We start from the raw sequence: 22,934 nt of genomic DNA on the forward strand, positions 1-22,934 counted from the left end.
TTGGCAGGTTAGCCATCTTCCCTGCCATTTGGTTCATCCAGCCCGACCAGCACGCTCGGCTGTTTACGTTCAGGGAAGAAGTCTCCACATGGCATCTCGCGCCCTTACCTCGCTCGCGCTCAGTGCGGTCACCTTGCTTGCCGGTTGTTCGGTATTTCGCAGCTACGACTCCGAGCTCCAGGAAACCAACCAGCAGTTGAGCTCCGGCAATGTCGATGCCGCGCTGACCCTGCTGGAAAAGAACAACCGCAGCCAGGACAAAGACCTGCTCTATTACTTCGAGAAAGGTGAACTGTTGCGCGCCAAAGGTGATTTGGCCGGTAGCCAGACCGCATGGAAAAGCGCCGATAAGGTGGTGGGAGCCTGGGAAGATTCGGTCAAGCTCGATACCGCCAAGTACCTGTCCCAGTTCGGCAGCTTTCTGGTCAACGACAAGGTCCGTCGCTACGAAGGCTATGACTACGAAAAAGTCATGCTGACCACCCAGATGGCGCTGAACCTGCTGGCCGTCAACGACTTCGAGGGTGCCCGCACCGAAATCAAAAAGACCCACGAACGTGAAGCGGTGATCGCCGAGCTGCGCGACAAGGAATACCTCAAGCGCGAAGACGAAGCCGGGAAACAAGGGGTCAAGACTGAATACAAAGATCTTCAGGGCTATCCCGTGGCCAGCCTCGACGCACCTGAAGTGGTCGGCCTGAAAAACAGCTACCAGAGTGCTTTCAGCCATTACCTGGCCGGTTTCGTCTATGAAGCCCTGGGTGAAAGAGACCTCGCTGCGCCGGGCTACCGCAAAGCCGCGGAATTGCGTCCCAACACTCCGTTGCTCGAACAGGCGCTGCTGAACCTCGACAAGCCGGCCGGCAGGACCGAAGAAAGCGACATTCTGATCGTTGTGCAAAGCGGCCTGGCCCCCGCCCGCGACTCCATCCGTATTCCGTTGCCATTGCCGATCAGTGGCAATCTGGTCATCACTCCCCTGTCGTTCCCGGTGATCAAACCGGACACCTCGACCGCGACCTTCACTCAGATCGGCGTGGACGGTCAGCAACAGAACCTGACGCAGCTCAACAGCACCACCGCCATGTCCCGCCGCGCCCTGCGTGACGACATGCCGGGGATCATTCTGCGCACCACCGTGCGTGCCGTTACCCGCGGCGTTGCGCAAAAGCAGTTGAACGACGTCAACCCGCTGGCCGGTCTGGCCGTGGGCATCACCTCAGCGGTGATGGAAGGTGCCGATACCCGTACCTGGCGCACCTTGCCTGACGCGACCCAGGTCGTGCGCCTGCGCCTCAAGCAAGGCGCGCATGAGCTGAGCCTGCCCAACGCCCTTGGCGGCTCGAAGGTGATGGTCAAAATAGATCAACGCTATCAAGTCATTACCTTGCGCGTAGTCGGCAATCAGGTGTTCACCAGCGGAATCGCCGCCCATGTGACACCTGCGGTCAATCAACAGGCCGTGGCCAGCCTCAAACAACCTTAAGCAGAGAGTCTTTCATGCGCTTCAAAATCATTGCTGTCGTCGCCCTGGCCCTGCTGGCCGGGTGCGCCACCCCTCCACCGCCGGAACCCGGCAGCGCGGCCAGCAAAGTCGTGAGCATGGGCAAGCTGAAAAACATTGTGGTCGGCGCCATGCGCGTGGCGCGGGAAAACGGCTTCATGACCGTCAACGTGCAGTTGAGCAACACCAGCGTCAACAACAAGACGATGTACTACCGCTTCGCCTGGCTGGGCCCGGAAGGCTTCCCGGTGGCTGAAGAGGAATCCTGGAAAAGCCTGACCCTGTACGGCTCGCAGACCAGCTTCCTGCCGGCCATTGCCCCGTTGGCAAAGGCTGTGGATTTCCGTCTGGAAATCAAAACGCCTTAAGTCATCCACCCGTTTCGTTCGGATTTAGAGAGTATTCCCATGTTTGCACGCTTTTCGTTCCTCGCCGTGGTCGCCCTTCTGGCCAGCGGTTGCGCCAACAACTCACCGGTTCTGGGCGGTAAAAACATCGCTTACGGCGACAGTAAGGCTGTGGAGCTGGTGACCAACGAGTTCGGCTCCACCGACTTGCAGATGATCGCCGAGACCATGACTCGCTCCCTGGCCCAGTCCGGGATCCTGCAGGGTCGTCCGGTGGTACAGGTTTACGATGTGAAGAACAAAACCAGCGAGTACATCGATACCCGCGAAATCACTACCACCATCAAGACTCAGCTGATGAAGTCCGGCACCGCCCGTTTCGCCAGCGACAACACCGCCATGCAGAGCCAGGTTGACCAGCTCAAGCTGCAAAACCAGAGTGGTCTGTACAAGAAAGGTACCGTGGCCAAGACCGGCAACATGATCGCCGCCAAATACCGTCTTGAAGGTTCGATCAGTTCGATCGTCAAGCGCAGCAGCGATTACAAGGACGTTTTCTACAAATTCAGCCTGCAATTGATCGACGTCGAAAGCGGTCTGGCCGAGTGGATGGACGAGAAAGAGATCCGCAAAACCACGGAGCGTTAAGCAATGCGTGCATGGATTGGCATCATGGCCCTGGCCTGTGCGCTTGGCGCTCAGGCGGCCCCGAAAATCGCGGTCACCGACCTCGCGTATCAGGAGCGTGTGGAGGAATACATCCACACCGTTTCAGCGCAGAGCAACTACCAGGCGGGGATCTATCACGCCAGCGGCTCGTCGAGCTATAACGAAGTCGAGGCCACCAGCAGCTATATCGAGCAGGGTGAGCTGCGTAAATTCAGCGGCGATATCAAGGGCGAGATTCTCAAGTCCGGGATGTTCCAGCTGATTCAAGGTAAGCCGTACACCGCCCAGTCCAGCGAAGACGTCTTTGATGTGATCAAGCGGATCAAGGCCGGTCACTACAAGGGCGCCGACTATGTGTTGTTCGGCACCCTGTCGGATATCGACTTCACCCGTGACATTACCGCATTGGCCAATACCGACAGCTATTCGGCGATTCTCGGCCTGAGCCTGGTCGCCGACTTCAGCCTGATCAACACCCGGACCTTCGAAATCACCTCGGCATTTACCGCCATGGGCGATGGGCAAGACACCAAACTGGTGAATGGCCAGGATGTCAAAGTCTCGCTGAACCGCCCTCGGGTGGTTCGCGATGTGTCCAAATCGCTGGGTGAGGACGTGGCACGCCAGTTGAGCGAACAGCTCGGTGGCCCCGGTTACGAGCAGTCGGAGCAAGCACCGCTGCACAACAACCTGCCGCGAGATACGGCGCCAGTCATTCTGCGCTAAGCCCCATCCTCGATCGTTCCCCACGCTCTGCGTGGGAATGCAGCCCGTGACGCTCTGCGTCACTGCCGCGAAGGGACGCGGAGCGTCCCAAGAGGCATTCCCACGCGGAGCGTGGGAACGATCAGATAAAAAAAGGCGACCTCTTGAGGTCGCCTTTTTTGTGGGTGAAGCGTTTAAATCGGTGTGCGGCGAATGGTCGCCAGTAGCCCGGCGGCGCCGATAAACAAACCGGCAAAGGTACGATTCATGCGGCGCTGCTGCCTGGGCGTGCGCAACAGGCGCAGCACTTTTGAAGCAAGGCCGGTGTAACCCGCCATCACAATCAAGTCGACGGTGATCATGGTCACGCCAAGGATCAGGTACTGCGACACCAATGGCGCGTGCGGGTCGATGAACTGCGGCAATACCGCGAGCATGAAGACCAGCGCCTTGGGGTTGCTGACGTTCACCAGAAAGCCACGAAACACCAGTGCCAGCGGTTTGCCGATCTGCCGAATCGCCGCGTCGTCACTCATATCGCTCGGCAAGGCACGCCATTGCTTGACCGCCAGATAGACCAGATAGACCACACCAAACCATTTGATCGCGTAGAAGGCTGTGGCGGACGCCGCGAGGATTGCACCCACGCCGGCAGCGACAATCGCAATCTGCATCGCCAGGCCCAATTGCAGGCCCAAGGCGTTCCAATAGCCGCGCCAGAAGCCGTATTGCAAACCACAGGACATCGACGCAATGGCGCCGGCACCGGGAGAAAGACTGATCACCCAGCAGGCGGCGAAAAACGCCAGCCATGTTTCAAGCACCATCGCACACCTCACTCAGACACGTCATAGGTGTCTAAGCTAATGCGCCTTCTGGCGAATGACTATCGATTTTTTGCCGGACCGGCGTCCTGCCGACTAGCGTTATCAGCTATCCGGCAGTTTTTCGCTGGTACTCGACGACAGCACATCACTGCCGCGCCAGCGGCGCACGGAGCGCTGGAAGAACAGACTATTGGGGACTTGCACCATGGCGCCGCCGGTGCCGGCCTCGGCCGACTCGATCAACGTGGTGTAAAGCAGATTGATCGCCACTACCCGGCCTTTGACGCCAGGCTTGTCGGTGGTGTCCACCAGTTCGACCACATCGCCCAGCCGAAACGGCCCGACAGTGAAGATCAGGATCGCGCAGAGCAGGTTGGAAAGCACACTCCACATGGCGAAGAACGCCACCGCGGCCACCGCGACAAACCCCGACAACGCAGTCCAGAGCACCGTCGCTGAAACGCCCAGGCGCTCCAGCACGAAGATCAGCGCGCTGCCCATGATCAGCCAACGCAAACCTCCGCGCAGCGGCATCAGAAATTGCGGCGGGAACGGATAACGTTTGCCCAGGCGGGTCAGGCATCTGGCCACAAAGCGCTGGGTCAGATAACCGGCCAGCAGGATCAGCAGAATCTGTCCTGCCAGCCATAGCGGCTCGATCCACACAGCAGACACAGGCAGATCGAGCGCTTCCATCAGGACAGCGCCTCCAGCTCCGCCTGCATGCTTTCAAGCAGCTCCAGAGCCTCCATCCAGGTCTCTTCCAGTTCGGCTTCGCGAATCTTCAGCCTGGCTTGTTCAGCCAGCAGATCGCGCAGTTCGTCCTTGCGTGAGGCCTCGTAGACCGCGCTATCGCCCAGACTGGCTTCTATTTTGGAGAGCTTTTCGTGGAGCTTGCCCAACTCGGCCTCGAGCTTGTCGGCTTCGCGCTTGTGCGGCGCCAATTGCTGACGCAATGCGGCGGCAGCCTGGCGCTGGGCTTTCTTGTCGGTTTTGTCGGCATTGACCGGGGTGTTGTTGACCGGGGCATTGCGCAGACGATAGTCAACCAGCCAGCGGGCATAGTCTTCCAGGTCGCCGTCGAACTCCTGAACCTTGCCATCGGCAACTAACAGGAACTCATCGGTGGTGCTTTTCAGCAAGTGCCGATCGTGGGAGACCACCAATACCGCGCCACTGAATTCCTGCAAGGCCATGGTCAGCGCCAGGCGCATTTCCAGGTCGAGGTGGTTGGTTGGTTCGTCGAGCAGCAGCAGGTTCGGACGGCCCCAGGCGATCAACGCCAGCGCCAGACGAGCCTTCTCGCCGCCGGAGAAATTCAGCACCGGCTCATCGATGCGCGCACCACGGAAGTCGAAACCGCCAAGGAAGTCGCGCAAGGTCTGCTCACGCTCGGTCGGCGCCAGACGCTGCATATGCAGCAGCGGACTGGCCTTGGCGTCGAGCGAGTCCAGCTGATGCTGGGCAAAGTAGCCCACCACCAGGTTCTCGCCGCGCACCAGACGGCCAGCCAAAGGTTCCAGTTCACCGGAAAGGTTTTTGATCAGCGTCGACTTGCCCGCACCGTTGGGGCCGAGCAGGCCGATCCGCGCGCCGGGGGTCAATTGCAATTTGACCTTTTCCAGCACGGTCTTCTCGCCGTAACCCAAACGGGCATCGGAGAGATCGAGCAACGGGCTGGAGATTTTTACCGACTCGCGGAAAACGAAATCGAATGGCGAATCAACGTGGGCCGCGGACAGCTCTTCCATGCGCTCCAGGGCCTTGATCCGGCTCTGAGCCTGACGGGCCTTGGTGGCCTGGGCCTTGAATCGCGCGATGTAGCTTTCCATGTGCGCACGCTGCGCCTGCTGCTTCTCGTAAGCTTGTTGCTGCTGAGCCAGACGTTCGGCACGGGCACGTTCAAAAGCGCTGTAACCACCGCGATAGAGGGTGATCTTGCGTTGGTCGACGTGGGCCACGTGGTCGACCACGGCATCGAGGAAGTCACGGTCGTGGGAGATCAGCAGCAAAGTGCCAGGGTAGCTTTTGAGCCAGTCTTCGAGCCACAGAATGGCGTCGAGGTCCAGGTGGTTGGTGGGTTCGTCGAGCAGTAGCAGGTCCGACGGACACATCAATGCCTGCGCCAGATTCAGACGCATCCGCCAGCCACCGGAGAAATCGCCGACCTGGCGATCCATCTGCTCGTTGGTGAACCCCAGACCTGCGAGCAGCTTGCGCGCCCGGGCGTCAGCGGTGTAACCGTCGGCACTGTCCAGTTCGGCATGCAGGCGCGCCTGAGCGGCACCGTCATGGGCCGCTTCGGCGTCCGCCAGCTCTCGCTGCACCTGTCGCAGGCGCAGGTCGCCATCGAGCACGTAGTCGACCGCCACCCGCTCAAGGGTGTCGACCTCCTGGCGCATGTGGGCGATACGCCAGTCCGCCGGCAGGAAGCAGTCGCCCGAATCAGGGGTCAGTTCACCCTGAAGCAATGCGAACAGGCTGGATTTGCCGGCGCCGTTGGCACCGATCAGGCCGGCTTTATGGCCGGCGTGCAGGGTCAGCTCGGCGTCTTCTAGAAGACGTTGCGGACCACGCTGTAATGTTAGGCTTTGAAGTCGAATCATAATGGCGGCGGAGTCTACCAGCTTCGCTCGCAACTGGCGCGAGTAGGAACATGTCCTCTGACCTGTGGAGCTTTACCCTCACAACCTACGCCCTGCCCGGAGTCGAGGGCGCATGCCTGGAACTGCAGGCGGCGGGGGCCAATGTCTGCCTGCTGCTGTGCGCGGTCTGGCTTGGCCAGCGTGGCGTGGCGTGCAATGCACAACGCTTGCAGCAACTGCATCAGCTCGCTGCTCCCTGGCATGACGATGTCGTGCAACCACTGCGGCAACTGCGTACGCAATGGCGCTCGATGGCCCTCCAGGATGTGCAACTGAATATTCTGCGCGAGCAGGTCAAGGCGCTGGAGTTCGAAGCGGAGCGGCAACTGTTGTTGCGTCTGGAGACGACGGCGCGTGATTGGCCGGAAGACGAGGCAAAGGATTTATCCGCCTGGCTGGAAGGATTGGCGGCGCAAGCCGCCAACCTGAACCGCGACGCGCTGAATGAACTGCGCGTCGCGGTAACCGGCGCTTAGGACGCGCTGGTTGGGGTGGTGCTGCTCGCTGAGGCTGCTGGTGCTGCCGCAGGAGAGGTCGTTTGCGTGCTCGCGGTTGGCGCTGGCGATGCGGCTGGAGCCGGAGTCGCTGGCTTGGCCACAGTTGGAGCCGTTGCCGGTTTAGCGGCGGCGACCGGCTTTTTCACTGCTGGTTTTGCCGCCGGTTTGGCGGCAGGTTTGGCTGCGGCTTTTGGTGCTGCCGGTTTGGCGACTGGCGCTTTTGCAGCAGCAGGTTTGGCTGCGGATGCCGCTTTGGCTACCGCAGGTTTGGCTGCCGGTTTTGCCGCCGCTTTGGCAGGCGCTTTAGCAGCGACGGGTTTCGCAGCGGCAGGCTTGGTTGCCGGTTTGGCAGCGGCGGTTTTAGCAGCCGCAGGCTTGGCAACCGGTTTGGCAGCGGCAGGTTTGGCAACCGGTTTGGCACCGGCAGGTTTGGCAGCAGTCGATTTAGCCGCTGGTTTGGCAGCGCTGGCAGCGACTGGTTTTTTCACCGCAGGTTTTGCAGCAGGTTTGCTCGCAGCTTTAACCGGTGCCTTGGCGGCAGGTTTGGCAGCCGCTTTTGCAGGTGCCTTGGCGGCAACCGGTTTGGCCGCCGGCTTCTTCGCCGGGGCAGCGGCAGACTTGGCGGAGCGCAGGGTCAACACTTTGCTGACAGCTTCTTTCACGCGACCAACACCTTGGGCCAGTTTCAGGCTTTCCTGGGCATCGCGCTTGAGTTGAAGAATGTAGCTGCGGGTTTCGGATTGACGATCCTTCAGCGCATCGAGCAGGTCTTCAAGTTCCTTCGCTGCGTCCTTGGCCTTGGCTTGGGCCTTGGCCTTGCCGGCCGACGCAGCGTCCTGCAATTTGGTGCGCGACTTGTGCAGTTTTTCCTGGGCTTTTCCGCGTTGCTTTTCCAGTTTGGCGAGCAATTTTTCAGCATCAGCCAAGGCTTGGGAACAAGCGTTTTCCAAATGTTCGAGCAGGCTGCCCGAGAGCTGTTGGAGTAAGTGCAACGGAGTATTTACAGGCTTCTTATTGGCCGACATGGTTTACCTCCTGGCTGAAGTGACTGCGGCTCATACTAGACCTCTGCAGCTACCGCCGCTAGGGCATGCTGACAGTATCGAAGGCTCGACGTTGCAGCGGATTGAAAATGTTCTTCAGGTCCTTGAAAGTTGCTCAGTCATCAACGCATTCACACTGGCATAATCCCTCGCATCTCAGGCCGGAGAGTGCCCATGTCGCGTTGTCTTTTTTTATCGTTGTGCGTGTTTTTTTCCTTGGCCCAAGCCGCAGAAAAACCCAAAGGAAATGACGCCCACGATCTCGCTTACAGCCTTGGTGCGAGCCTCGGCGAACGCCTGCGCCAAGAGGCTCCGGATCTTGAAATTCGAGCGTTGGTAGACGGCTTGCGACAGGCTTACGAAGGCAAGCCATTGGCACTCAAAGACGAGCGAATTGAACAAATCCTTGCCGAACACGAAGCTGAGCTCACAGAGAAGTCGGCGCTACCGCAAAGTGAAATTGCCCTCGAAACGGAGCGGCGTTTTCTTGCAGCCGAAAAAGCCAGGTCGGGAGCTCATGAGTTGGCGGATGGAATTCTGCTGACCGAGTTGACGCCTGGCAACGGTCCAAAGGCAGGACCAAACGGCGGTGTCCAGGTTCGCTATATCGGTCGCCTGCCTGACGGCACAGTGTTCGATCAGAACACTCAACCGCAGTGGTTTCGTCTCGACAGCGTGATCAACGGATGGCGCAGCGCATTGCAGCAAATGCCCACCGGGGCGAAGTGGCGCCTGGTCATTCCTTCAGCCCAGGCATACGGCGCCGACGGAGCAGGTGACCTGATTGCGCCCTTCACACCGCTGATCTTCGAAATCGAGTTGCTTGGCGCCACTGGCTGAGCAACGGCGCGCCAACGAAAAACGGCGCGCATAGCGCACCGTTTCGATGATCCTTGTCGCGAAAGCGAATACTCAGACCTGAGCCGGAGCCTCTTCCTTGTGAGCTGTGTGCAGCACTTCGATCAGGCAATCTTCCAGTTCGAAGCGCTCATGCAACAGACCGCCCAACTCTTTGAATTTCTCCGCAACGCATTTTCCAGCGTCACAGAGATCATTGAACGCCAACAACTTCTCGGTGATCACATCGATGCGCGGGTAAATCGTCTCGGCCAGCTTCAGCCCACGCTCGTCACCAAACGCCTTGGCTTCGCCGGTCAACTGTTCATAAATCTCGAAATGCCCGGCGGAAACGTAATCGACCAGAGTTCCGCAAAACTCCTGCAATGGTTTTCGGTTCTCGCCCAGCGCTTCTGGCTTGGCGCCGAGAGCATCATAGGCCCGAACCAGCTCGTGACGCTCCTGCAACCAACGATCGATCAGCAGATGCACTCCACCCCAGCGTTCCTGAGCATTCTGACAACTTTCGAGCATGGTGATTTCTTCCCTTCTGGGTCGTACCGCCCTACACCCGCCGCAAGACTTGAATGATCAAGATTCGGCCAAGCAGAGCGCCACTGAAACATAATTCCAATAACACATGCGGGCCAGATTATGCCCGCGCGACAACGGCTTCAAGGTACGCAGGAGATAAAGTTCATACAAGCGTTTAATCTTCGCTGGTATCGCAGAACGACGACCGTTACCTGGCGGCCATCCGGTAGGTGGAACGCAGCAGGTGCAGCAACTGAAAAATACCCGGAATCATCATCCCGACGAAGAACAACAGGCTCCATTCGGGAATGCTCATATCGAACAGCGTCCACAGGATGTGTGTGCAGTCCGCCGCTCCCTGAAAGGCTTGTTTCAACGTAGATAGCCAGGACATGTTTTCAGGCATGTACTCGAGGCCGGGCGAATTTGCCGCCGCCGGGGCACCTTGCAGCAAGACATGGCGCCATGCGGTGAGCATTCCGCCCAGACAACTGAGTACGCCCAATAGCCAATACAGGTAACAACCCGAACGCTGGGGCCCATGCACGGCGGCAATCAGGCAAATGGCCGTGAACACAATCAGAAAGAATCGCTGCACGATACACAACGAGCAAGGCTTGAGCCCGACCGCATATTCCAGGTACAGCGAAGCGCCCAAGGCCAAAGCTCCTGCGATGAAAGCCATGAAGAACAAGGAACGTGAGTGGGCCAAAAGCATGGCTTCCGTAACAGAAGGGACAGGCAGTTACGGTAGAGGAAAGCGCTCAGCCCTTTCAAGGCGGGCCTTGGCGGACACTTCCTCCAGACTGTAAGGAATTCCCGACAGAAGAGAGGCGATCAGGCGTAGTCCCGTGTAAGACGCTGCCACTGCGGACAGCCATGGGTAGAAAATTCTGTCGCGTCTGAGGTCGGCCCCATCCTGGCGGAAGAACCGACCCTCCGTGGCGCGCTTTACACCTGGGCCGGTACTGGCAGAGGTGAAGCCAGCAAACGCTCGTCCAACAGCACCAGCCCTTCCTGAAAGAGCTGATTGCTGCGCTCGGTGTCACCCAATTGAGCCAGCAACCGCGCGAGCTCGGCACAGGCCTCCGGGTTGCGCTGCAGACGCAAGCTGCTCTCCAGATAGTCACGCGCCTTTCCCCACAAACTGCTCTGCAGGCACAGGCGACCAAGCGTCAGCAGCAAGCCCGGATCCGCCGGATGTTCTTTCAACCAACCCTCGGCGATGTGCAATTGCCGCGCAGGGTCACTGCCTCGAAGCAATCCGTAGAGCCGGGCCAGATGACTGTCATATTTGCGCTTGAGAGCAGCCCGCAGAATCTCTTCGGCCTCGACCTCTGCGCCCAGTTGACGCAGCTGTTCGGCGTAGGCAAGCACCAGTTGCGGTTCCTGGCGCTGAGCGGAAGTCAGTTGCTGCCAGGCACGATTTAGCGACTGCAACCCGACCGTCCCATCTTCTTCCCGGCGCGCAGCCAAAGTGAGATTTTCACCCCAGGCTCTGCGTTCCAGCTCGGTCAGTTCACCGGGCGGCAGGATCTTGTCTTTACGCAACTCTGGCAACAGACGGATCACCGCCGACCAATCACCGCGCTGCTGATGCAAACGCTGCAACTGGCGCAGGACTTGAACGCTATGCGGATGGCGCTCATGCATGGCTTGCAGTGTAACGAGTGCGCCTTCGGTATCATTGCGATCGGTCTGCAGCTGGGCGTGGCTCAAGGCAATCGCCAGCTCGGCCTGAGGCTGGCGCTCAAGAGCCCGCTCAAGCAGGCTGTCGCTTTCGTCATAAAGGCCCTGCTCGTTTGCCGCTCGTGCAGCGCCGAGGTAGTACAGCAACGGCTGACGTTCGGCTTCGGCCGCCCGCTGCAAGTGCCGCTGAGCACTGGCCCAGCGACCTTCAGCGAGGTCCATTTGACCGTGCTCGATCGCCAGTTGCACACGGCGACTGCGGTTGCGCCGTGACCATGGATTGACCACGCCACCGGACGTCGTCACCAGTTCGATCAGCGCCTTCACCCCCCAGACCACTAGCCAGAGAACCGCCAGCAGAGCCAGGGTCGCCCACACACTCGACTCATAGCGGAAGTTCTTGTACGCAATCAGGACATAGCCTGCGTGCTCGGCGATCGCCAGTCCCAGCAACGCTGCAGCGGCGATGAGCACAAACAGAATCACGTAGATGCGTTTCATGGGCTGGTCTCCTGCGCAGTGTTCGCAGCAGGCTTGGCGGAAGTTTTAACCGATTCCTCGGCACTCACATTCCGACGCGCCAGGTAAGCCTGGACCGTGCTCAAGGTCGTCGTCAGATCAGGGGTGATCACCGTAACCGGCTGCTTGCTCAGCTCGGTGATACGCTCAAGCATCACTTTGCTTTGTGGGTTGTCCTGGTTGAAGTTGCTCTTGAGAACATCCCGCGCCTCAGCCAATGCCTGGGCATAAACCGCTGCCTGCCCGTTCAGCGCAGCCCACTGCGCCTGCTCGAGCGCCAGGCTGAGGGCCAGTCGCACCTGGGTCAGACCTTGCCCCGCCAACAGTGGCCGAATGTTTTTGTCGGCGTTGAAATCGATGCGGAAATAACGCGAGATTTCATCCCACCATTGCGCCCAGCGACTGGCGCCATCGCCATCGGCCGTCAGGCCCGACAGCGACTCGCCACGGACCTTGTACTCCGGCGCCAACGCGCTGAGCTCGACCACTTGATCACGCAAGGCACCCAGTTGCAGGAACAGCCCGGTACGGTCCGGTTGTTCAGTACTGCGAAGCGCCGCAAGGCTTTTTGCCAACTGCTCACGGGCAGCGAAGGAGCCAGGATCATTCTGTTCGCGAAGGATCTCGTCAGCGCCTTGCACCAACGCCTGGGCACTGCTGATATCTTGCAACGCCGACAGGCGCAGACTGGCCAGACGCAGCAAGTGCTCGGCTTCGGCCAGACGCCAGTCCTTGCGGCTGGCACCCAAAACGGTTTCCAGTCGCTGACTCAAGCGCTGTTGATCGCCCTGCAATTGCGCCACCAGACGCCGACGCTCTTCCAGTTCATCGGCGGCCGGCAATTGATCCAGCTGAGCGGTCAGACGCTGTTCGCTGAGTTTGAGGGCTTGAGCCTGATCGCCCAGCGCCTGCAACTGCCCGAGCTGCTGCTGGTTATTGGCTTGCAGGCTGCGCACCTGCCAAATCCCCCAACCACCGGCGGCGACACCCGCAGCCCCCAACAACAAGGCCAGAATCACCAAGCCATTGCCTCGGCGTTGCGGGGCAATGGTCGCAGGTTCAGTCGGTGCGTCGAGCACTGGCTGGACTTCATCTTTAGGCAAGGTTGTTTCGCTCACGTATCCATCCTTTGCGTTAGAGAACGGGCACGGGGTGCTCCCGTAACGCCGTTAGCAAAGCCGCGGCACTGGCGCCACGACAATCCACAACTTTTTCGGCCCCGGCAGCACGTGCCATCTCAGCGACCCGAGGGCTTGGAACAAACAACGGCAACCGCGCCAACTCAGGCCAGGCCGTGCCTGCCAATTGGTGCAGATGCGTAAATCCCTGCCCACTGCTGACCACCAACCCGTTCAGGTGCTGCGCGGCAATCCGCTGCGCCAGGGCAGCCGCCACATACTGCGGCAGGCAGCGACGATAGAGCTCCAGGTAATCGACACTAGCACCTTGCTCGCGTAAACGCTCAGCCAGCAACTCGCGTCCACCCTCGCCCCTGAGGATCAGCACCCGCGCGTCAGGCCGCGAGATAGCCTCGCGCAACTGTGGCAGCTCAAGCAATGCTTCGCTGTCATCGCCCGCCTGGGGGTTGCTCACATCAAGACCGTAATCGGACAGAATTTGCGCAGTGGCCGCGCCCACGCTGAACCAGCGCTGGATCGGTGGCTGCGGCCAGTACTGGTCGAGCAGATCCACCCCCAGCCGGGCAGCAGGTTTGCTGACAACGATCACCGCACAGTAGCGGTCCAGCTCGAGAATCATGGCGCGCTGTGCGCCAGAGACTGGCAGCGCCTCGATTTCCAGCAACGGCAAGCTGCTGCTGAAAATGCCGGCTTCAGCCAGGATCGCGGCAAGCGCCGCTGACTCATCCGTCGGCCGGGTCAGCAGCAGACGCCAACCCGTCACTCTTCGCCGGCCTCGCCGTATACCGCTCGCAGAATGGCATCGGCCCCCTGGGCCAGCAGGTCTTCAGCCACTTGCACACCCAGCGCCTCTGCCGCGCTTTGCGGGCCACGGGCCTCGGCGCTCAGCAGCAGGCCACCGCCCGGATCCCCGACCAGGCCACGCAACCAGATCTGCTCGCCTTCGAGCACGGCGTAGCAGGCGATCGGCACTTGGCAGCCGCCATTCAGGTGTTTATTGAGAGCACGTTCAGCCGTCACCCGAGTGGCGGTGTCCTGATGATGCAGAGGCGCGAGCAGGGCATGAATTTCGGTATCGACGCTGCGGCATTCGATGCCGACGGCACCCTGCCCGCCCGCCGGCAGACTTTCATCGACACTGATCGAGGAACTGATGCGATCTTCGAAACCCAGGCGAATCAAGCCGGCAGCCGCCAGAATGATTGCGTCGTACTCACCGGCATCCAGTTTGGCCAGACGAGTGTTGACGTTGCCGCGCAGGAAACGGATCTGCAGATCAGGTCGACGGCTCAGCAACTGTGCCTGGCGACGCAGACTGGAAGTGCCGACCACGCTGCCCTTGGGCAGGTCATCGAGGCTGGAACAAGTATTGGAGACGAAAGCATCCCGCGGGTCTTCACGCTCGCAGATGCAGAACAGACCGAGGCCTTCCGGGAAGTCCATCGGCACGTCTTTCATCGAGTGCACGGCGATGTCGGCTTCGTGTGCGAGCAGAGCGGTTTCCAGCTCTTTGACGAACAGCCCCTTGCCACCGATTTTCGACAGCGGTGAGTCGAGCAGCTTGTCGCCGCGACTGACCATGGGCACCAGCGTCACGACCAGACCGGGATGGGCTTCTTCCAGTCGAGCCTTGACGTATTCGGCCTGCCACAAGGCCAGGGCACTTTTGCGGGTAGCGATGCGGATTTCGCGAGAGGACATGGATCAATCCGTACTGAATAGATATGGCAGATAATAACATCTCAGCCAAATCAGCTTTGATTTGAATCAGAAACGGCACGACCTCCCTGGTCCTATATCCGACATATCCGACGACAGCGCTCAAGATCCGCGCGCAGGCGCCGGACTAAAGCTGCTGCATCATTTTGCGCACGCCGGCCACATGACGTCGACTGACGATCAAGGCATCGCCGTTGAGGCCTTTGAGAAACAACTGAAAATGCCCAAGGGGTGTGCGCTGCAAGCGCTCGATCCGCTCGCGGGCTACCAGTGCGTTGCGATGGATTCGCACAAAGCGGTCGCCAAATTCGTCCTCAAGGGCCTTCAGCGGTTCGTCCAAAAGGACTTCGCCGCCTTCATGGCGCAGGGTCACGTATTTGTGGTCGGCAATGAAATAGACAACCTGATCCAGAGGAATCAGCTCGATACCTTTTCGGGTTCGTGCACTGATATGGCTGCGCGGACCGCTGCCGCTTTCCGCTGCCGGACGGGTCAGGGCAGCCAGCTGGACGCGATTGGGTCGCTCGGCCTTTTTCAACGCATCAAGCAGCAGATCGGCGCGTACAGGTTTGACCAGATGGCCCATTTCACTGACCTGGAAAGCCTCCAGGGCAAACTCGTCATTGGCCGTACAGAACACCACCGCTGGCGGTGTCTCGCGTTCGCACAGCCTGGCGGCAACCTGCAAGCCGTCGAGGCCGGGCATGCGGATATCGAGCAACACGACATCCGGTTTGAGGCTGTCAATCAGGGCCAGTGCCTCTTCGCCATTGGTGGCGCTCGGCTCCAGGACACTGTAACCCTCGAGTTCGCTGACCATACGGCTCAGTCTCTCGCGGGCCAGGGGTTCGTCATCAACGATCAGGACATTCATATTGCGCTGGATTCCTGCGTGAGTCTCGCACAAGGATAGCGTAGACAGGTGACGTGACATCCGTCACGGCGATCCACGCTAAGACTAGCGCGAGGGCCAAAAAGTGCCCCGAGTCGGACACCTATATTTACCAGTGCCCGCCGATTACCGCTCCAAGCCCGTTCTGGCGCGGCATCGTCGTAGGGATTGCTGATACACAATACGCACACCCCTCTTTATAGCTGGCTTCTACGCTGACCACATCATCGTCTCGCGGGTCGACTCCATGGATCAGAACGCTTTCCAGCAATGGTTGCAAAATCAGTTGCGGGATTGGCAATTCATCTGCATTTGCGCTGATCCTTTAGTCCAACTGTAGACGCTCGCCAAGACGGCATTGCCCAATCGACAAATATCGTTTCGTCAGCGCTCGTTCATCACACCAGGACAGCCGAATTTCGGGCCCCGGAACCGATCGTAAAAGCCTCGCTCCGCCTGCCTGACCAGACGCGTATCTTCGCCTGAGCTGGCAATATGCCACGAACCTACTCTCTGCGCGCAAGAGGTCCATTGCAAGGCATCCGGTGTCTGCGCAAGAAATAAAAAACCTGCCGACCAGTGTCAACGACAGGCTTGGCAACCCTGTTATTATCCGCGGCAGCTTTTCACGCCATCTTCCTTCAGCAGATCACGAGCGAATTCATGAGCACTGACAAGACCAATCAGTCCTGGGGCGGCCGCTTCAGTGAACCCGTCGACGCCTTCGTCGCCCGCTTCACCGCCTCGGTCACTTTCGACCAGCGTCTCTATCGCCACGACATCATGGGCTCGATCGCCCACGCCACGATGCTGGCCAAGGTCGGCGTCCTGACCGATATCGAGCGCGACAGCATCATCGATGGCCTGAAGACCATCCAGAGCGAAATCGAAGCCGGTACGTTCGACTGGCGCATCGACCTCGAAGATGTGCACATGAACATCGAAGCCCGCCTGACTGACCGCATCGGCGTCACCGGCAAGAAACTGCATACCGGTCGTAGCCGTAACGATCAGGTAGCGACCGATATCCGTCTCTGGCTGCGTGATGAGATCGACCTGATCCTGGCGCAAATCACCCGCCTGCAAAAAGGCCTGCTGGAACAGGCCGAGCGTGAAGCCGGCAGCATCATGCCCGGTTTCACTCACCTGCAAACCGCGCAGCCGGTGACCTTCGGACACCACATGCTGGCCTGGTTCGAAATGCTCAGCCGTGACTACGAGCGCCTGGTGGATTGCCGCAAACGCACCAACCGCATGCCATTGGGCAGCGCCGCACTGGCCGGCACCACTTACCCGATCGACCGCGAATACACGGCCCAGCTGTTGGGCTTCGACGCTGTCGGTGGTAACTCGCTGGACAACGTTTCCGATCGCGACTTCGCCATCGAGTTCTGCTCGGCCGCGAGCATCGCGATGATGCACTTGTCGCGCTTCTCCGAGGAGCTGGTGCTGTGGACCAGCGCGCAATTCCAGTTCATCGATTTGCCTGATCGCTTCTGCACCGGCAGCTCGATCATGCCGCAAAAGAAAAACCCTGATGTACCTGAACTGGTTCGCGGCAAGAGCGGCCGGGTGTTCGGCGCGCTGATGGGTCTGCTGACGTTGATGAAAGGCCAGCCTCTGGCTTACAACAAGGACAACCAGGAAGACAAGGAACCGCTGTTCGACGCCGCCGATACGCTGCGCGATTCGCTGCGGGCTTTTGCCGACATGATCCCGGCCATCAAACCCAAACACGCAATCATGCGTGAAGCGGCGCTGCGCGGTTTCTCCACCGCTACCGACCTCGCTGACTATCTGGTGCGCCGCGGCCTGCCCTTCCGTGACTGCCACGAAATCGTCGGCCACGCGGTTAAATACGGCGTGGAAAGCGGTAAGGATCTGGCGGAAATGAGTCTGGAAGAACTGCGCAAGTTCAGCGACCAGATCGAGCAGGACGTGTTTGCCGTGTTGACCCTGGAAGGCTCGGTCAATGCGCGCGACCATATCGGCGGCACCGCGCCGAATCAGGTCAAGGCTGCCGTGGTTCGCGGCCAGGCGTTGCTCGCCAGCCGCTAAACCGCCAAAAGCTTCGTCGGAACGCCGCCCGGAGCAAGCCCGCTCCCACACTCGATATTGGCTGGCCACAAATCTGTGGCCAGCCAAAAACCTGTGGGAGCGGGCTTGCCCGCGAATGCATCCTGGAAGGCGCTACAAAATTTACTTCCTGGCGCTGATCATCGCCAGAAACTGCGGCATCGCCGCGTCCTTGTCTGCTGCAATTCGCAGTGCATGCGGCGTCCGCTCCAAACGCTCGAGCAGCGCCCTGGCTGCCGGCAAATCAGCCAGAAAATCCATATCGAACAGTTTTTTGCCGACGGCACAGGCCAGGCTGACGCTGTAGAGAAAATACAGATCCGCCACGCTCAAACTGTCACCCGCTACATACGGCGCGAACTTGCCATGTCGACCCAGCGAAGCAAATCCCTGAAATAGCTCCGCCTTGGCCTTTTCCTTGATCGCCTCAGGCACCGACATGCCAAAGAACGCCTCGGCAAAACACGCTCGGGCGGGCAACTCGATGTACAGCTCGATTTCCCTGGCCAGCGCCAGCACCTGAGCTCGCTGAAAGGGCTCACTCGGCAGCAGCGCCGGGCCCGGCTGGGTTTGTTCGATGTATTCGAGGATCACGCTGGTTTCATTGATGAAACCTTGCTCGACACCCAGCACCGGGACTTTCCCCCGCGGGCTGATGGCGAGCGCTTCCGGGCTTTGATCGGGATAAAACGGCACTTCTTCAAACGGCAGTCCCTTCTCCAGCAACGCCAGCTTGACCATGTTGTAGTAGTTGCTGACTGAAAATCCATAAAGCTTGAGCATCACAAAGCCTCCAGGCCGTGCAGGGGTTGGCAGCACTTGTTATAGAACCTCCACTGAAATCTGGCCAGCAGCATCAAAGCGCTGAATGCAGTTAAACTGGCCGCCTTTCCTTGAGGAGCCTGCCATGAGCGAGCCAACCCCCGGCACCAACAAAGACGACAACGACGAAGAAGACTTCACCGAAACCACCTTGATCGAAGCGATCGAGAACCAGATCGAAAGCGACAACCCGCCAGCAGCCAAGGCGACCCTCAACAAACTGACCCTGGTCGGCTACGAGCGTGAAGAAATCCTGCAACTGATGGCCCATGTACTGGCCGTCGAGATCGATGCGATCCTCGAAGAAGACCGGCCATTCAATACCGAGTGGTACGAGGCTGCGTTGCGTGCCCTGCCAGAGCTGCCGCCAGAGAAGAAGTAAGCCCCCCCTTGTCGAGCGCGCTTTTTGTGGCGAGGGAGCTTGCTCCCGCTGGGTCGCGAAGCGGCCCTAACTCCTGCAACTTCTTTCTTTCAGATGTACCGAGTGCACTGGTTTACGGCTGCTGCGCACCCGAGCGGGAGCAAGCTCCCTCGCCACAGTTACCATGACAACCTCCCCCCGGGCCAAAAAAGCGCTCAGCGAACACTGGACAGCTCGCACAAGTGCGGTCACCTTAGGAGCGCTACCGTCTAATTCCTAGAAAGTCTGGAGTCCTTATGTCGCTTACCCCTGAGTTGGTTGCCGAACTGGAAATCCTTGCACTCTTCAACCTGGACAGTTCCCAGGAAGGCCTGAAAATTCATCAGACCGCTGCCCCGAAAGCCATCGCTGCTGCCCAACGACTGTTCGACAAAGAACTGATCACCCAAAACGATGGTGGTTATCTGACCAGCCTGGGTCGGGACGCCGCTCAGCATGTGCAAACATTGCTGACCATCCTGACCGTTCAAGAAACCGTATAAAGACCAGCGCATCGCCCACGGGATCCCTATAACGGATTCCGCGGGCACACTATCGCCACACGATAAAAATCTGACGCCAAAAAATAAAATTCAACTTACAAGGTCGACGCCTTGAGGTTGTAAACTGCACACCGTCCCGAGACCTCCCACCTTCGAGCTCCGCGAGCCGGTTTGAGTTTGAAATGACCCGCACCCATGAAATCCGCCCCGATCTGGACGAGGGAATCGATCGCAAGGTTCTCAGCCAACTGCGTGCGCGTTTCCTGAAGCTCAACGAGGGCCGCATGGCCCGTGCATTGGAAGGGTTGTCGCCACGCCAGCAAGTGGTTCTGACCTTGTTGCCGCTGTTCTTTCACGTCAACCATCCACTGTTACCGGGCTATGTTTGCGGCAGCACACCCGCCGGGCTATCGAATTTCGAGCCAGACCCGCAAGCGCTCGCCGAAGCTCAGCGTCTTACCCGCTCTTTCTCCTACAAAGCTCGCCACGGTAATCCGCCGCGGCCGATTCATGGCCTGTTTCTGATGGGCAGCCTGGGCACTCTGGCCCAGGCCGATCAAAGCGATATGGATATGTGGGTCTGCCACGCACCGGACCTGAGCGAAAACGAACTCGCCGAGCTGCGCAGGAAATGCCAGCTGCTGGAAATCTGGGCCGCCAGCCAGGGCGCCGAGGCACACTTTTTCCTGATCGACCCGAGCCGCTTCGTGCGCGGCGAACGCGATACTCAATTGAGCTCGGACGACTGCGGCACCACCCAGCACTATTTGCTGCTGGACGAGTTCTACCGCACCGCCATCTGGCTGGCCGGGCGTACACCGCTGTGGTGGCTGGTGCCGGTGTACGAAGAACAGCACTACGACCAATACACCCATACGCTGCTGTCGAAACGCTTTATTCGCGCCGATGAAACCCTTGATCTTGGCCACCTGGCACACATTCCGCCGGGCGAGTTCATCGGTGCCGGGCTCTGGCAGTTGTACAAGGGCATCGAATCGCCCTACAAATCCGTGCTCAAGCTGTTGCTGACCGAGGTCTACGCCAGCGAGCATCCCAAGGTCGAGTGCCTGAGCCTGCGCTTCAAGCAAGCCGTGTTCGCCAATCACCTGGACCTGGATGAGCTGGACCCCTACATCGTGGTCTATCGTCGCATCGAGGAGTATCTCAAAGCTCGCGGCGAGCCGGAACGCCTGGAACTGGTACGCCGCAGCCTGTACCTGAAGGTCAACCGCAAACTCACCGGCAACGCCGCCCAGCGCAACAAAAGCTGGCAGCGTCTGTTGCTTGAGCGCCTGGCCGACGAATGGGGCTGGGATCAACGCCAACTGGCGATGCTCGACAGTCGCAGCCAATGGAAAGTCCGCCAGGTCAGCGCCGAGCGCCGGGCACTGGTTAACGAGCTGAACTACAGCTATCGCTTTCTGACCCAGTTCGCCCGCACCGAACAAACCGTCAGCCTGATCAATAAGCGAGATCTCAATATTCTTGGCCGGCGGCTGTATGCAGCCTTCGAGCGCAAGGCCGACAAGATCGAGTTCATCAATCCCGGCATTGCTCCAGACCTGGCCGAAGACACCCTGACGCTGGTGCAATCGCCCAACCGCAAAGAGCCCGGGCAAACCCACTGGAGTTTGTACAACGGCAGCCTGAACGCCCTCGAGTGGGAACATTTCGCGCCCATCAAACGCAATCGTGGGCTGTTGGAATTGCTGACCTGGTGTCATCGCAATGGCGTGATCGACAGCAGCACCCGACTCGCACTGCACCCCGGCAGCAGCGACTTGAGCGAATTCGAGCTGTTCAACCTGTTGGGCAGCCTGCAACAGACCATCGCTTTACCGCTGACCAGCGTCGACGAAGAACAGTTGCTGCACGCCAGCGTGCCGAGCGAAGTGCTGATTCTGGTGAATGTCGGGATCGATCCGCTCAAGCATCATCGCGACCTGAATATCCTTATGACCACCGAGCGCACGGACTCACTGAGTTACGCCGGGGTTCGGGAGAACCTGGTGCTGACCCTCGATCAGGTCACGCTCAACAGCTGGCACGAGGTGCTGGTCAGCCGTTACGACGGCGCCCACGCACTGCTCGACTGCCTGCGCGATTACCTCAACAACCTGCCGGGCGGATCGCAGCAGCCACGCTTGCAGGTCCGCTGCTTTTGCCATAACCGCGCCCGGTTCATCGCCCGGCGAGTCGAGGGAATTTTCGACACCGCGCAGAACCTGCTGCTCAGCAAGCTCAACCATCGTTACCTGATTCAGGTGCAGCAGCATTATCACGTGCTGGAACTGATCCCCGGCCAGGTCAATCATGTCGCCCTGACCAGTCTCCCGGCGCTGCTCGATTATCTCGCCGAAGAACAGGCGCACTACAGCCCGCTGCATCTCGACCCGATGGCGCTGGAGGATCACGATCTGGCGCTGATCCTGCCCATGGGTCAGCCCGAATGCATTCAGGTGTTCTACCGGCTCAACGAGTCCCAGGCCGAGCTGTACGTGCTGGATGAGTTCAACGCGCTTTGGCAGCAGCGCCTGCCCTATCATGATGAGCAAAGCCTGCTGGTGCCGCTGCAACGCTTCCTGCAGTCAATTCTGTATCGTCGCGATGCGTTGCTGCCGCTGGATGCCGCCCGGCCTATGGCGAGCCTGGAGACCCTGTATTACCAGGTGCTGCCGGCAGGCACAGGGCGCGCTCGGCGGGTCGAGCCGCGACCTGCGCCACAAACGCCGGTGAACAAGCCGTTCTATGACGTTCAGGCGATTATCGGCAAAGCCGCACGCGGGCAGGTGCAGGTCACCCTGTATTGCAATCAGCGAGAGTTTTGCGAACTGGAATATGGCGACCAGTTGTTTACCGTGGTCGCCCGGGAAATCGTCGGGCAGCGTCGCGAGGTTGAGCTTTACCGCTGCTACATCACCGATCTGGACCTGTCCGGCCTGCTCGGTGATGTTCAGAGCCCAAGCAATCTTTACCTGCGGTACAAGGCTGACCTGGAGCGTGCATTGAACGAGGCACTCGAGCAGGTCTGAGGTGCTATCAGAATGAGCAGTCGCCGCCATTGGCAGGCTGCGATTCGACTTCCAGCAGGGTCAGTTTCAGGGTCTTGCCACCCGGTGCCGGCCAGTCGATGTGTTGGCCGACCTTCAGGCCGAGCAATGCACTGCCTACCGGTGCGAGAATCGAGATCTTGCCCTCGTCAGCATTCGCGTCCTGTGGATAAACCAGGGTCAGGTGGTAGTCCTTGCCGCTGCTTTCTTCACGGCAGTGCACACGGGAATTCATGGTCACGACATCCGCCGGGACTTCATCGTGACTCACCAGGGTTTCGGCGCGATCCAGCTCGGCTTGCAGCGCGACGACGCCCGGCAGCGTGTCATCCAGGCTGTCGATCAGGCGCTCCAGACGTTGAACATCCAGGCGGGTAAGGATGATGGAAGGTGCAGTGCTCATGATTCAGGCAGACTCCTTTTCTTCTGCACAAAAAAGCAAAACCCCGCCAGAAAAAGGCGGGGTTTTCACGGGCCTCGATGAGTTGAGGCGTACCCGGACACTATCACAGCTCAA

23 protein-coding genes and 1 pseudogene are annotated in these 22,934 nt (G+C 59.5%); 10 read left to right on the top strand and 14 right to left on the bottom strand.

From position 1 onward, the window contains the following. Positions 1-88 precede the first annotated feature (88 nt). Genes AC3I0A_RS26245 through AC3I0A_RS26260 form a run of 4 tightly spaced genes read left to right on the top strand, consistent with a single transcriptional unit; the run spans position 89 to position 3,246 of the window. Positions 89-1,486, top strand: coding sequence for a COG3014 family protein (locus AC3I0A_RS26245; RefSeq protein ID WP_489375412.1), 1,398 nt, complete (start codon positions 89-91; stop codon positions 1,484-1,486). 14 nt (positions 1,487-1,500) lie between these two features. Then, positions 1,501-1,872 (top strand): YcfL family putative periplasmic lipoprotein, encoded by a 372-nt coding sequence (locus tag AC3I0A_RS26250; RefSeq protein WP_489375413.1) that lies wholly within the window; start codon positions 1,501-1,503, stop codon positions 1,870-1,872. Positions 1,873-1,911: 39 nt separating this feature from the next. Continuing rightward, positions 1,912-2,499, top strand: coding sequence for a penicillin-binding protein activator LpoB (lpoB, locus tag AC3I0A_RS26255; RefSeq protein ID WP_489375414.1), 588 nt, complete (start codon positions 1,912-1,914; stop codon positions 2,497-2,499). 3 nt (positions 2,500-2,502) lie between these two features. Further along, the gene (locus AC3I0A_RS26260; RefSeq protein WP_489375415.1) at positions 2,503-3,246 is read left to right on the top strand and encodes a penicillin-binding protein activator LpoB; all 744 of its coding nucleotides are present in this window, start codon (positions 2,503-2,505) and stop codon (positions 3,244-3,246) included. Positions 3,247-3,419: 173 nt separating this feature from the next. Here the strand turns inward: AC3I0A_RS26260 and AC3I0A_RS26265 are convergent, their stop codons facing one another. The 3 genes from AC3I0A_RS26265 to AC3I0A_RS26275 all read right to left on the bottom strand — a co-directional run bounded on the left by AC3I0A_RS26265 (position 3,420) and on the right by AC3I0A_RS26275 (position 6,658). After that, the gene (locus AC3I0A_RS26265) at positions 3,420-4,052 is read right to left on the bottom strand and encodes a LysE family transporter (protein ID WP_489375416.1); all 633 of its coding nucleotides are present in this window, start codon (positions 4,050-4,052) and stop codon (positions 3,420-3,422) included. A 102-nt stretch (positions 4,053-4,154) separates the two neighbouring features. After that, the gene (locus AC3I0A_RS26270) at positions 4,155-4,748 is read right to left on the bottom strand and encodes a mechanosensitive ion channel domain-containing protein (protein WP_489375417.1); all 594 of its coding nucleotides are present in this window, start codon (positions 4,746-4,748) and stop codon (positions 4,155-4,157) included. Further along, positions 4,748-6,658: an ATP-binding cassette domain-containing protein gene (locus tag AC3I0A_RS26275; RefSeq protein WP_489375418.1), complete on the bottom strand. Its 1,911-nt coding sequence runs from the start codon at positions 6,656-6,658 to the stop codon at positions 4,748-4,750. Before AC3I0A_RS26275 ends, AC3I0A_RS26270 begins: the two co-directional genes overlap by 1 nt. Before the next feature lie 50 nt (positions 6,659-6,708). On the opposite strand from AC3I0A_RS26275, the gene AC3I0A_RS26280 reads away from it, so the two are divergent. Further along, complete coding sequence (locus AC3I0A_RS26280; RefSeq protein ID WP_489375419.1) at positions 6,709-7,173, top strand: TIGR02444 family protein; 465 nt, start codon at positions 6,709-6,711, stop codon at positions 7,171-7,173. Here AC3I0A_RS26280 and AC3I0A_RS26285 read toward each other — a convergent pair. Beyond that, positions 7,170-8,219 (bottom strand): AlgP family protein, encoded by a 1,050-nt coding sequence (locus AC3I0A_RS26285; protein ID WP_489375420.1) that lies wholly within the window; start codon positions 8,217-8,219, stop codon positions 7,170-7,172. The two genes, AC3I0A_RS26280 and AC3I0A_RS26285, sit on opposite strands and share 4 nt — an antisense overlap. Positions 8,220-8,411: 192 nt before the next feature. On the opposite strand from AC3I0A_RS26285, the gene AC3I0A_RS26290 reads away from it, so the two are divergent. Then, a complete protein-coding gene (locus tag AC3I0A_RS26290) occupies positions 8,412-9,077 on the top strand; it encodes an FKBP-type peptidyl-prolyl cis-trans isomerase (protein ID WP_489375421.1) in 666 nt (221 codons plus the stop codon). A 72-nt stretch (positions 9,078-9,149) separates the two neighbouring features. Here AC3I0A_RS26290 and rsd read toward each other — a convergent pair whose 3' ends face one another. The 8 genes and pseudogenes from rsd to AC3I0A_RS26330 form a co-directional block, all read right to left on the bottom strand. Next, positions 9,150-9,608: a sigma D regulator gene (gene rsd, locus AC3I0A_RS26295; protein ID WP_489375422.1), complete on the bottom strand. Its 459-nt coding sequence runs from the start codon at positions 9,606-9,608 to the stop codon at positions 9,150-9,152. A gap of 208 nt (positions 9,609-9,816) precedes the next feature. Next, entirely contained in the window at positions 9,817-10,326 is a 510-nt protein-coding gene (locus tag AC3I0A_RS26300; protein WP_489375423.1) for a disulfide bond formation protein B, read from the bottom strand. Positions 10,327-10,559: 233 nt separating this feature from the next. Next, on the bottom strand, positions 10,560-11,798 hold the full coding sequence (locus AC3I0A_RS26305; RefSeq protein ID WP_489375424.1) for a heme biosynthesis protein HemY: 1,239 nt from the start codon (positions 11,796-11,798) through the stop codon (positions 10,560-10,562). After that, positions 11,795-12,934, bottom strand: coding sequence for a uroporphyrinogen-III C-methyltransferase (locus tag AC3I0A_RS26310; RefSeq protein WP_489375425.1), 1,140 nt, complete (start codon positions 12,932-12,934; stop codon positions 11,795-11,797). Before AC3I0A_RS26310 ends, AC3I0A_RS26305 begins: the two co-directional genes overlap by 4 nt. Positions 12,935-12,950: 16 nt before the next feature. Then, positions 12,951-13,718, bottom strand: a complete 768-nt coding sequence (locus AC3I0A_RS26315; protein WP_489375426.1) for a uroporphyrinogen-III synthase — start codon at positions 13,716-13,718, stop codon at positions 12,951-12,953. Then, complete coding sequence (gene hemC, locus AC3I0A_RS26320; RefSeq protein ID WP_489375427.1) at positions 13,715-14,656, bottom strand: hydroxymethylbilane synthase; 942 nt, start codon at positions 14,654-14,656, stop codon at positions 13,715-13,717. The genes AC3I0A_RS26315 and hemC overlap by 4 nt, the downstream gene beginning before the upstream one ends. 145 nt (positions 14,657-14,801) lie before the next feature. Further along, entirely contained in the window at positions 14,802-15,548 is a 747-nt protein-coding gene (locus AC3I0A_RS26325) for a LytR/AlgR family response regulator transcription factor (protein WP_489375428.1), read from the bottom strand. Continuing rightward, positions 15,545-16,002: pseudogene (locus AC3I0A_RS26330) on the bottom strand (sensor histidine kinase); the annotation flags it as partial. The pseudogene AC3I0A_RS26330 and the gene AC3I0A_RS26325, both read right to left, overlap by 4 nt. 227 nt (positions 16,003-16,229) lie before the next feature. On the opposite strand from AC3I0A_RS26330, the gene argH reads away from it, so the two are divergent. Next, positions 16,230-17,624, top strand: a complete 1,395-nt coding sequence (gene argH, locus AC3I0A_RS26335) for an argininosuccinate lyase (RefSeq protein WP_489375429.1) — start codon at positions 16,230-16,232, stop codon at positions 17,622-17,624. Positions 17,625-17,765: 141 nt separating this feature from the next. On the opposite strand, the gene AC3I0A_RS26340 is transcribed toward argH, so the two are convergent. Continuing rightward, positions 17,766-18,425, bottom strand: a complete 660-nt coding sequence (locus AC3I0A_RS26340; protein WP_489375430.1) for a glutathione S-transferase family protein — start codon at positions 18,423-18,425, stop codon at positions 17,766-17,768. Between the two features lie 124 nt (positions 18,426-18,549). Between AC3I0A_RS26340 and AC3I0A_RS26345 the strand changes: the two genes are divergently transcribed. The 3 genes from AC3I0A_RS26345 (at position 18,550) to AC3I0A_RS26355 (ending at position 22,399) form a co-directional block, all read left to right on the top strand. Further along, the gene (locus AC3I0A_RS26345; protein ID WP_489375431.1) at positions 18,550-18,846 is read left to right on the top strand and encodes a hypothetical protein; all 297 of its coding nucleotides are present in this window, start codon (positions 18,550-18,552) and stop codon (positions 18,844-18,846) included. 275 nt (positions 18,847-19,121) lie between these two features. Beyond that, positions 19,122-19,367: a TIGR02647 family protein gene (locus AC3I0A_RS26350; protein ID WP_489375432.1), complete on the top strand. Its 246-nt coding sequence runs from the start codon at positions 19,122-19,124 to the stop codon at positions 19,365-19,367. Positions 19,368-19,549: 182 nt separating this feature from the next. Beyond that, positions 19,550-22,399, top strand: coding sequence for a class I adenylate cyclase (locus AC3I0A_RS26355; RefSeq protein WP_489375433.1), 2,850 nt, complete (start codon positions 19,550-19,552; stop codon positions 22,397-22,399). Between the two features lie 7 nt (positions 22,400-22,406). Here the strand turns inward: AC3I0A_RS26355 and rnk are convergent, their stop codons facing one another. Next, complete coding sequence (gene rnk / locus AC3I0A_RS26360) at positions 22,407-22,820, bottom strand: nucleoside diphosphate kinase regulator (protein ID WP_489375434.1); 414 nt, start codon at positions 22,818-22,820, stop codon at positions 22,407-22,409. Between the last annotated feature and the right edge of the window lie 114 nt (positions 22,821-22,934).

Source organism: Pseudomonas sp. KH_024_B2 (assembly GCF_057839965.1).

What these genes read in the sequence shown, in the direction of transcription:
- AC3I0A_RS26260 (WP_489375415.1), top strand. Translation starts at nt 2,503, where the DNA reads ATGCGTGCATGGATTGGCATCATGGCCCTGGCCTGTGCGCTTGGCGCT.
- AC3I0A_RS26345 (WP_489375431.1), top strand. Translation starts at nt 18,550, where the DNA reads ATGAGCGAGCCAACCCCCGGCACCAACAAAGACGACAACGACGAAGAA.
- rnk (WP_489375434.1), bottom strand. Translation starts at nt 22,820, where the DNA reads ATGAGCACTGCACCTTCCATCATCCTTACCCGCCTGGATGTTCAACGT.
- AC3I0A_RS26275 (WP_489375418.1), bottom strand. Translation starts at nt 6,658, where the DNA reads ATGATTCGACTTCAAAGCCTAACATTACAGCGTGGTCCGCAACGTCTT.
- AC3I0A_RS26280 (WP_489375419.1), top strand. Translation starts at nt 6,709, where the DNA reads ATGTCCTCTGACCTGTGGAGCTTTACCCTCACAACCTACGCCCTGCCC.
- AC3I0A_RS26300 (WP_489375423.1), bottom strand. Translation starts at nt 10,326, where the DNA reads ATGCTTTTGGCCCACTCACGTTCCTTGTTCTTCATGGCTTTCATCGCA.
- AC3I0A_RS26265 (WP_489375416.1), bottom strand. Translation starts at nt 4,052, where the DNA reads ATGGTGCTTGAAACATGGCTGGCGTTTTTCGCCGCCTGCTGGGTGATC.
- rsd (WP_489375422.1), bottom strand. Translation starts at nt 9,608, where the DNA reads ATGCTCGAAAGTTGTCAGAATGCTCAGGAACGCTGGGGTGGAGTGCAT.
- AC3I0A_RS26270 (WP_489375417.1), bottom strand. Translation starts at nt 4,748, where the DNA reads ATGGAAGCGCTCGATCTGCCTGTGTCTGCTGTGTGGATCGAGCCGCTA.
- AC3I0A_RS26285 (WP_489375420.1), bottom strand. Translation starts at nt 8,219, where the DNA reads ATGTCGGCCAATAAGAAGCCTGTAAATACTCCGTTGCACTTACTCCAA.
- hemC (WP_489375427.1), bottom strand. Translation starts at nt 14,656, where the DNA reads ATGTCCTCTCGCGAAATCCGCATCGCTACCCGCAAAAGTGCCCTGGCC.
- AC3I0A_RS26290 (WP_489375421.1), top strand. Translation starts at nt 8,412, where the DNA reads ATGTCGCGTTGTCTTTTTTTATCGTTGTGCGTGTTTTTTTCCTTGGCC.
- argH (WP_489375429.1), top strand. Translation starts at nt 16,230, where the DNA reads ATGAGCACTGACAAGACCAATCAGTCCTGGGGCGGCCGCTTCAGTGAA.
- AC3I0A_RS26340 (WP_489375430.1), bottom strand. Translation starts at nt 18,425, where the DNA reads ATGCTCAAGCTTTATGGATTTTCAGTCAGCAACTACTACAACATGGTC.
- AC3I0A_RS26355 (WP_489375433.1), top strand. Translation starts at nt 19,550, where the DNA reads ATGACCCGCACCCATGAAATCCGCCCCGATCTGGACGAGGGAATCGAT.
- AC3I0A_RS26350 (WP_489375432.1), top strand. Translation starts at nt 19,122, where the DNA reads ATGTCGCTTACCCCTGAGTTGGTTGCCGAACTGGAAATCCTTGCACTC.
- AC3I0A_RS26245 (WP_489375412.1), top strand. Translation starts at nt 89, where the DNA reads ATGGCATCTCGCGCCCTTACCTCGCTCGCGCTCAGTGCGGTCACCTTG.
- AC3I0A_RS26250 (WP_489375413.1), top strand. Translation starts at nt 1,501, where the DNA reads ATGCGCTTCAAAATCATTGCTGTCGTCGCCCTGGCCCTGCTGGCCGGG.
- AC3I0A_RS26305 (WP_489375424.1), bottom strand. Translation starts at nt 11,798, where the DNA reads ATGAAACGCATCTACGTGATTCTGTTTGTGCTCATCGCCGCTGCAGCG.
- lpoB (WP_489375414.1), top strand. Translation starts at nt 1,912, where the DNA reads ATGTTTGCACGCTTTTCGTTCCTCGCCGTGGTCGCCCTTCTGGCCAGC.
- AC3I0A_RS26325 (WP_489375428.1), bottom strand. Translation starts at nt 15,548, where the DNA reads ATGAATGTCCTGATCGTTGATGACGAACCCCTGGCCCGCGAGAGACTG.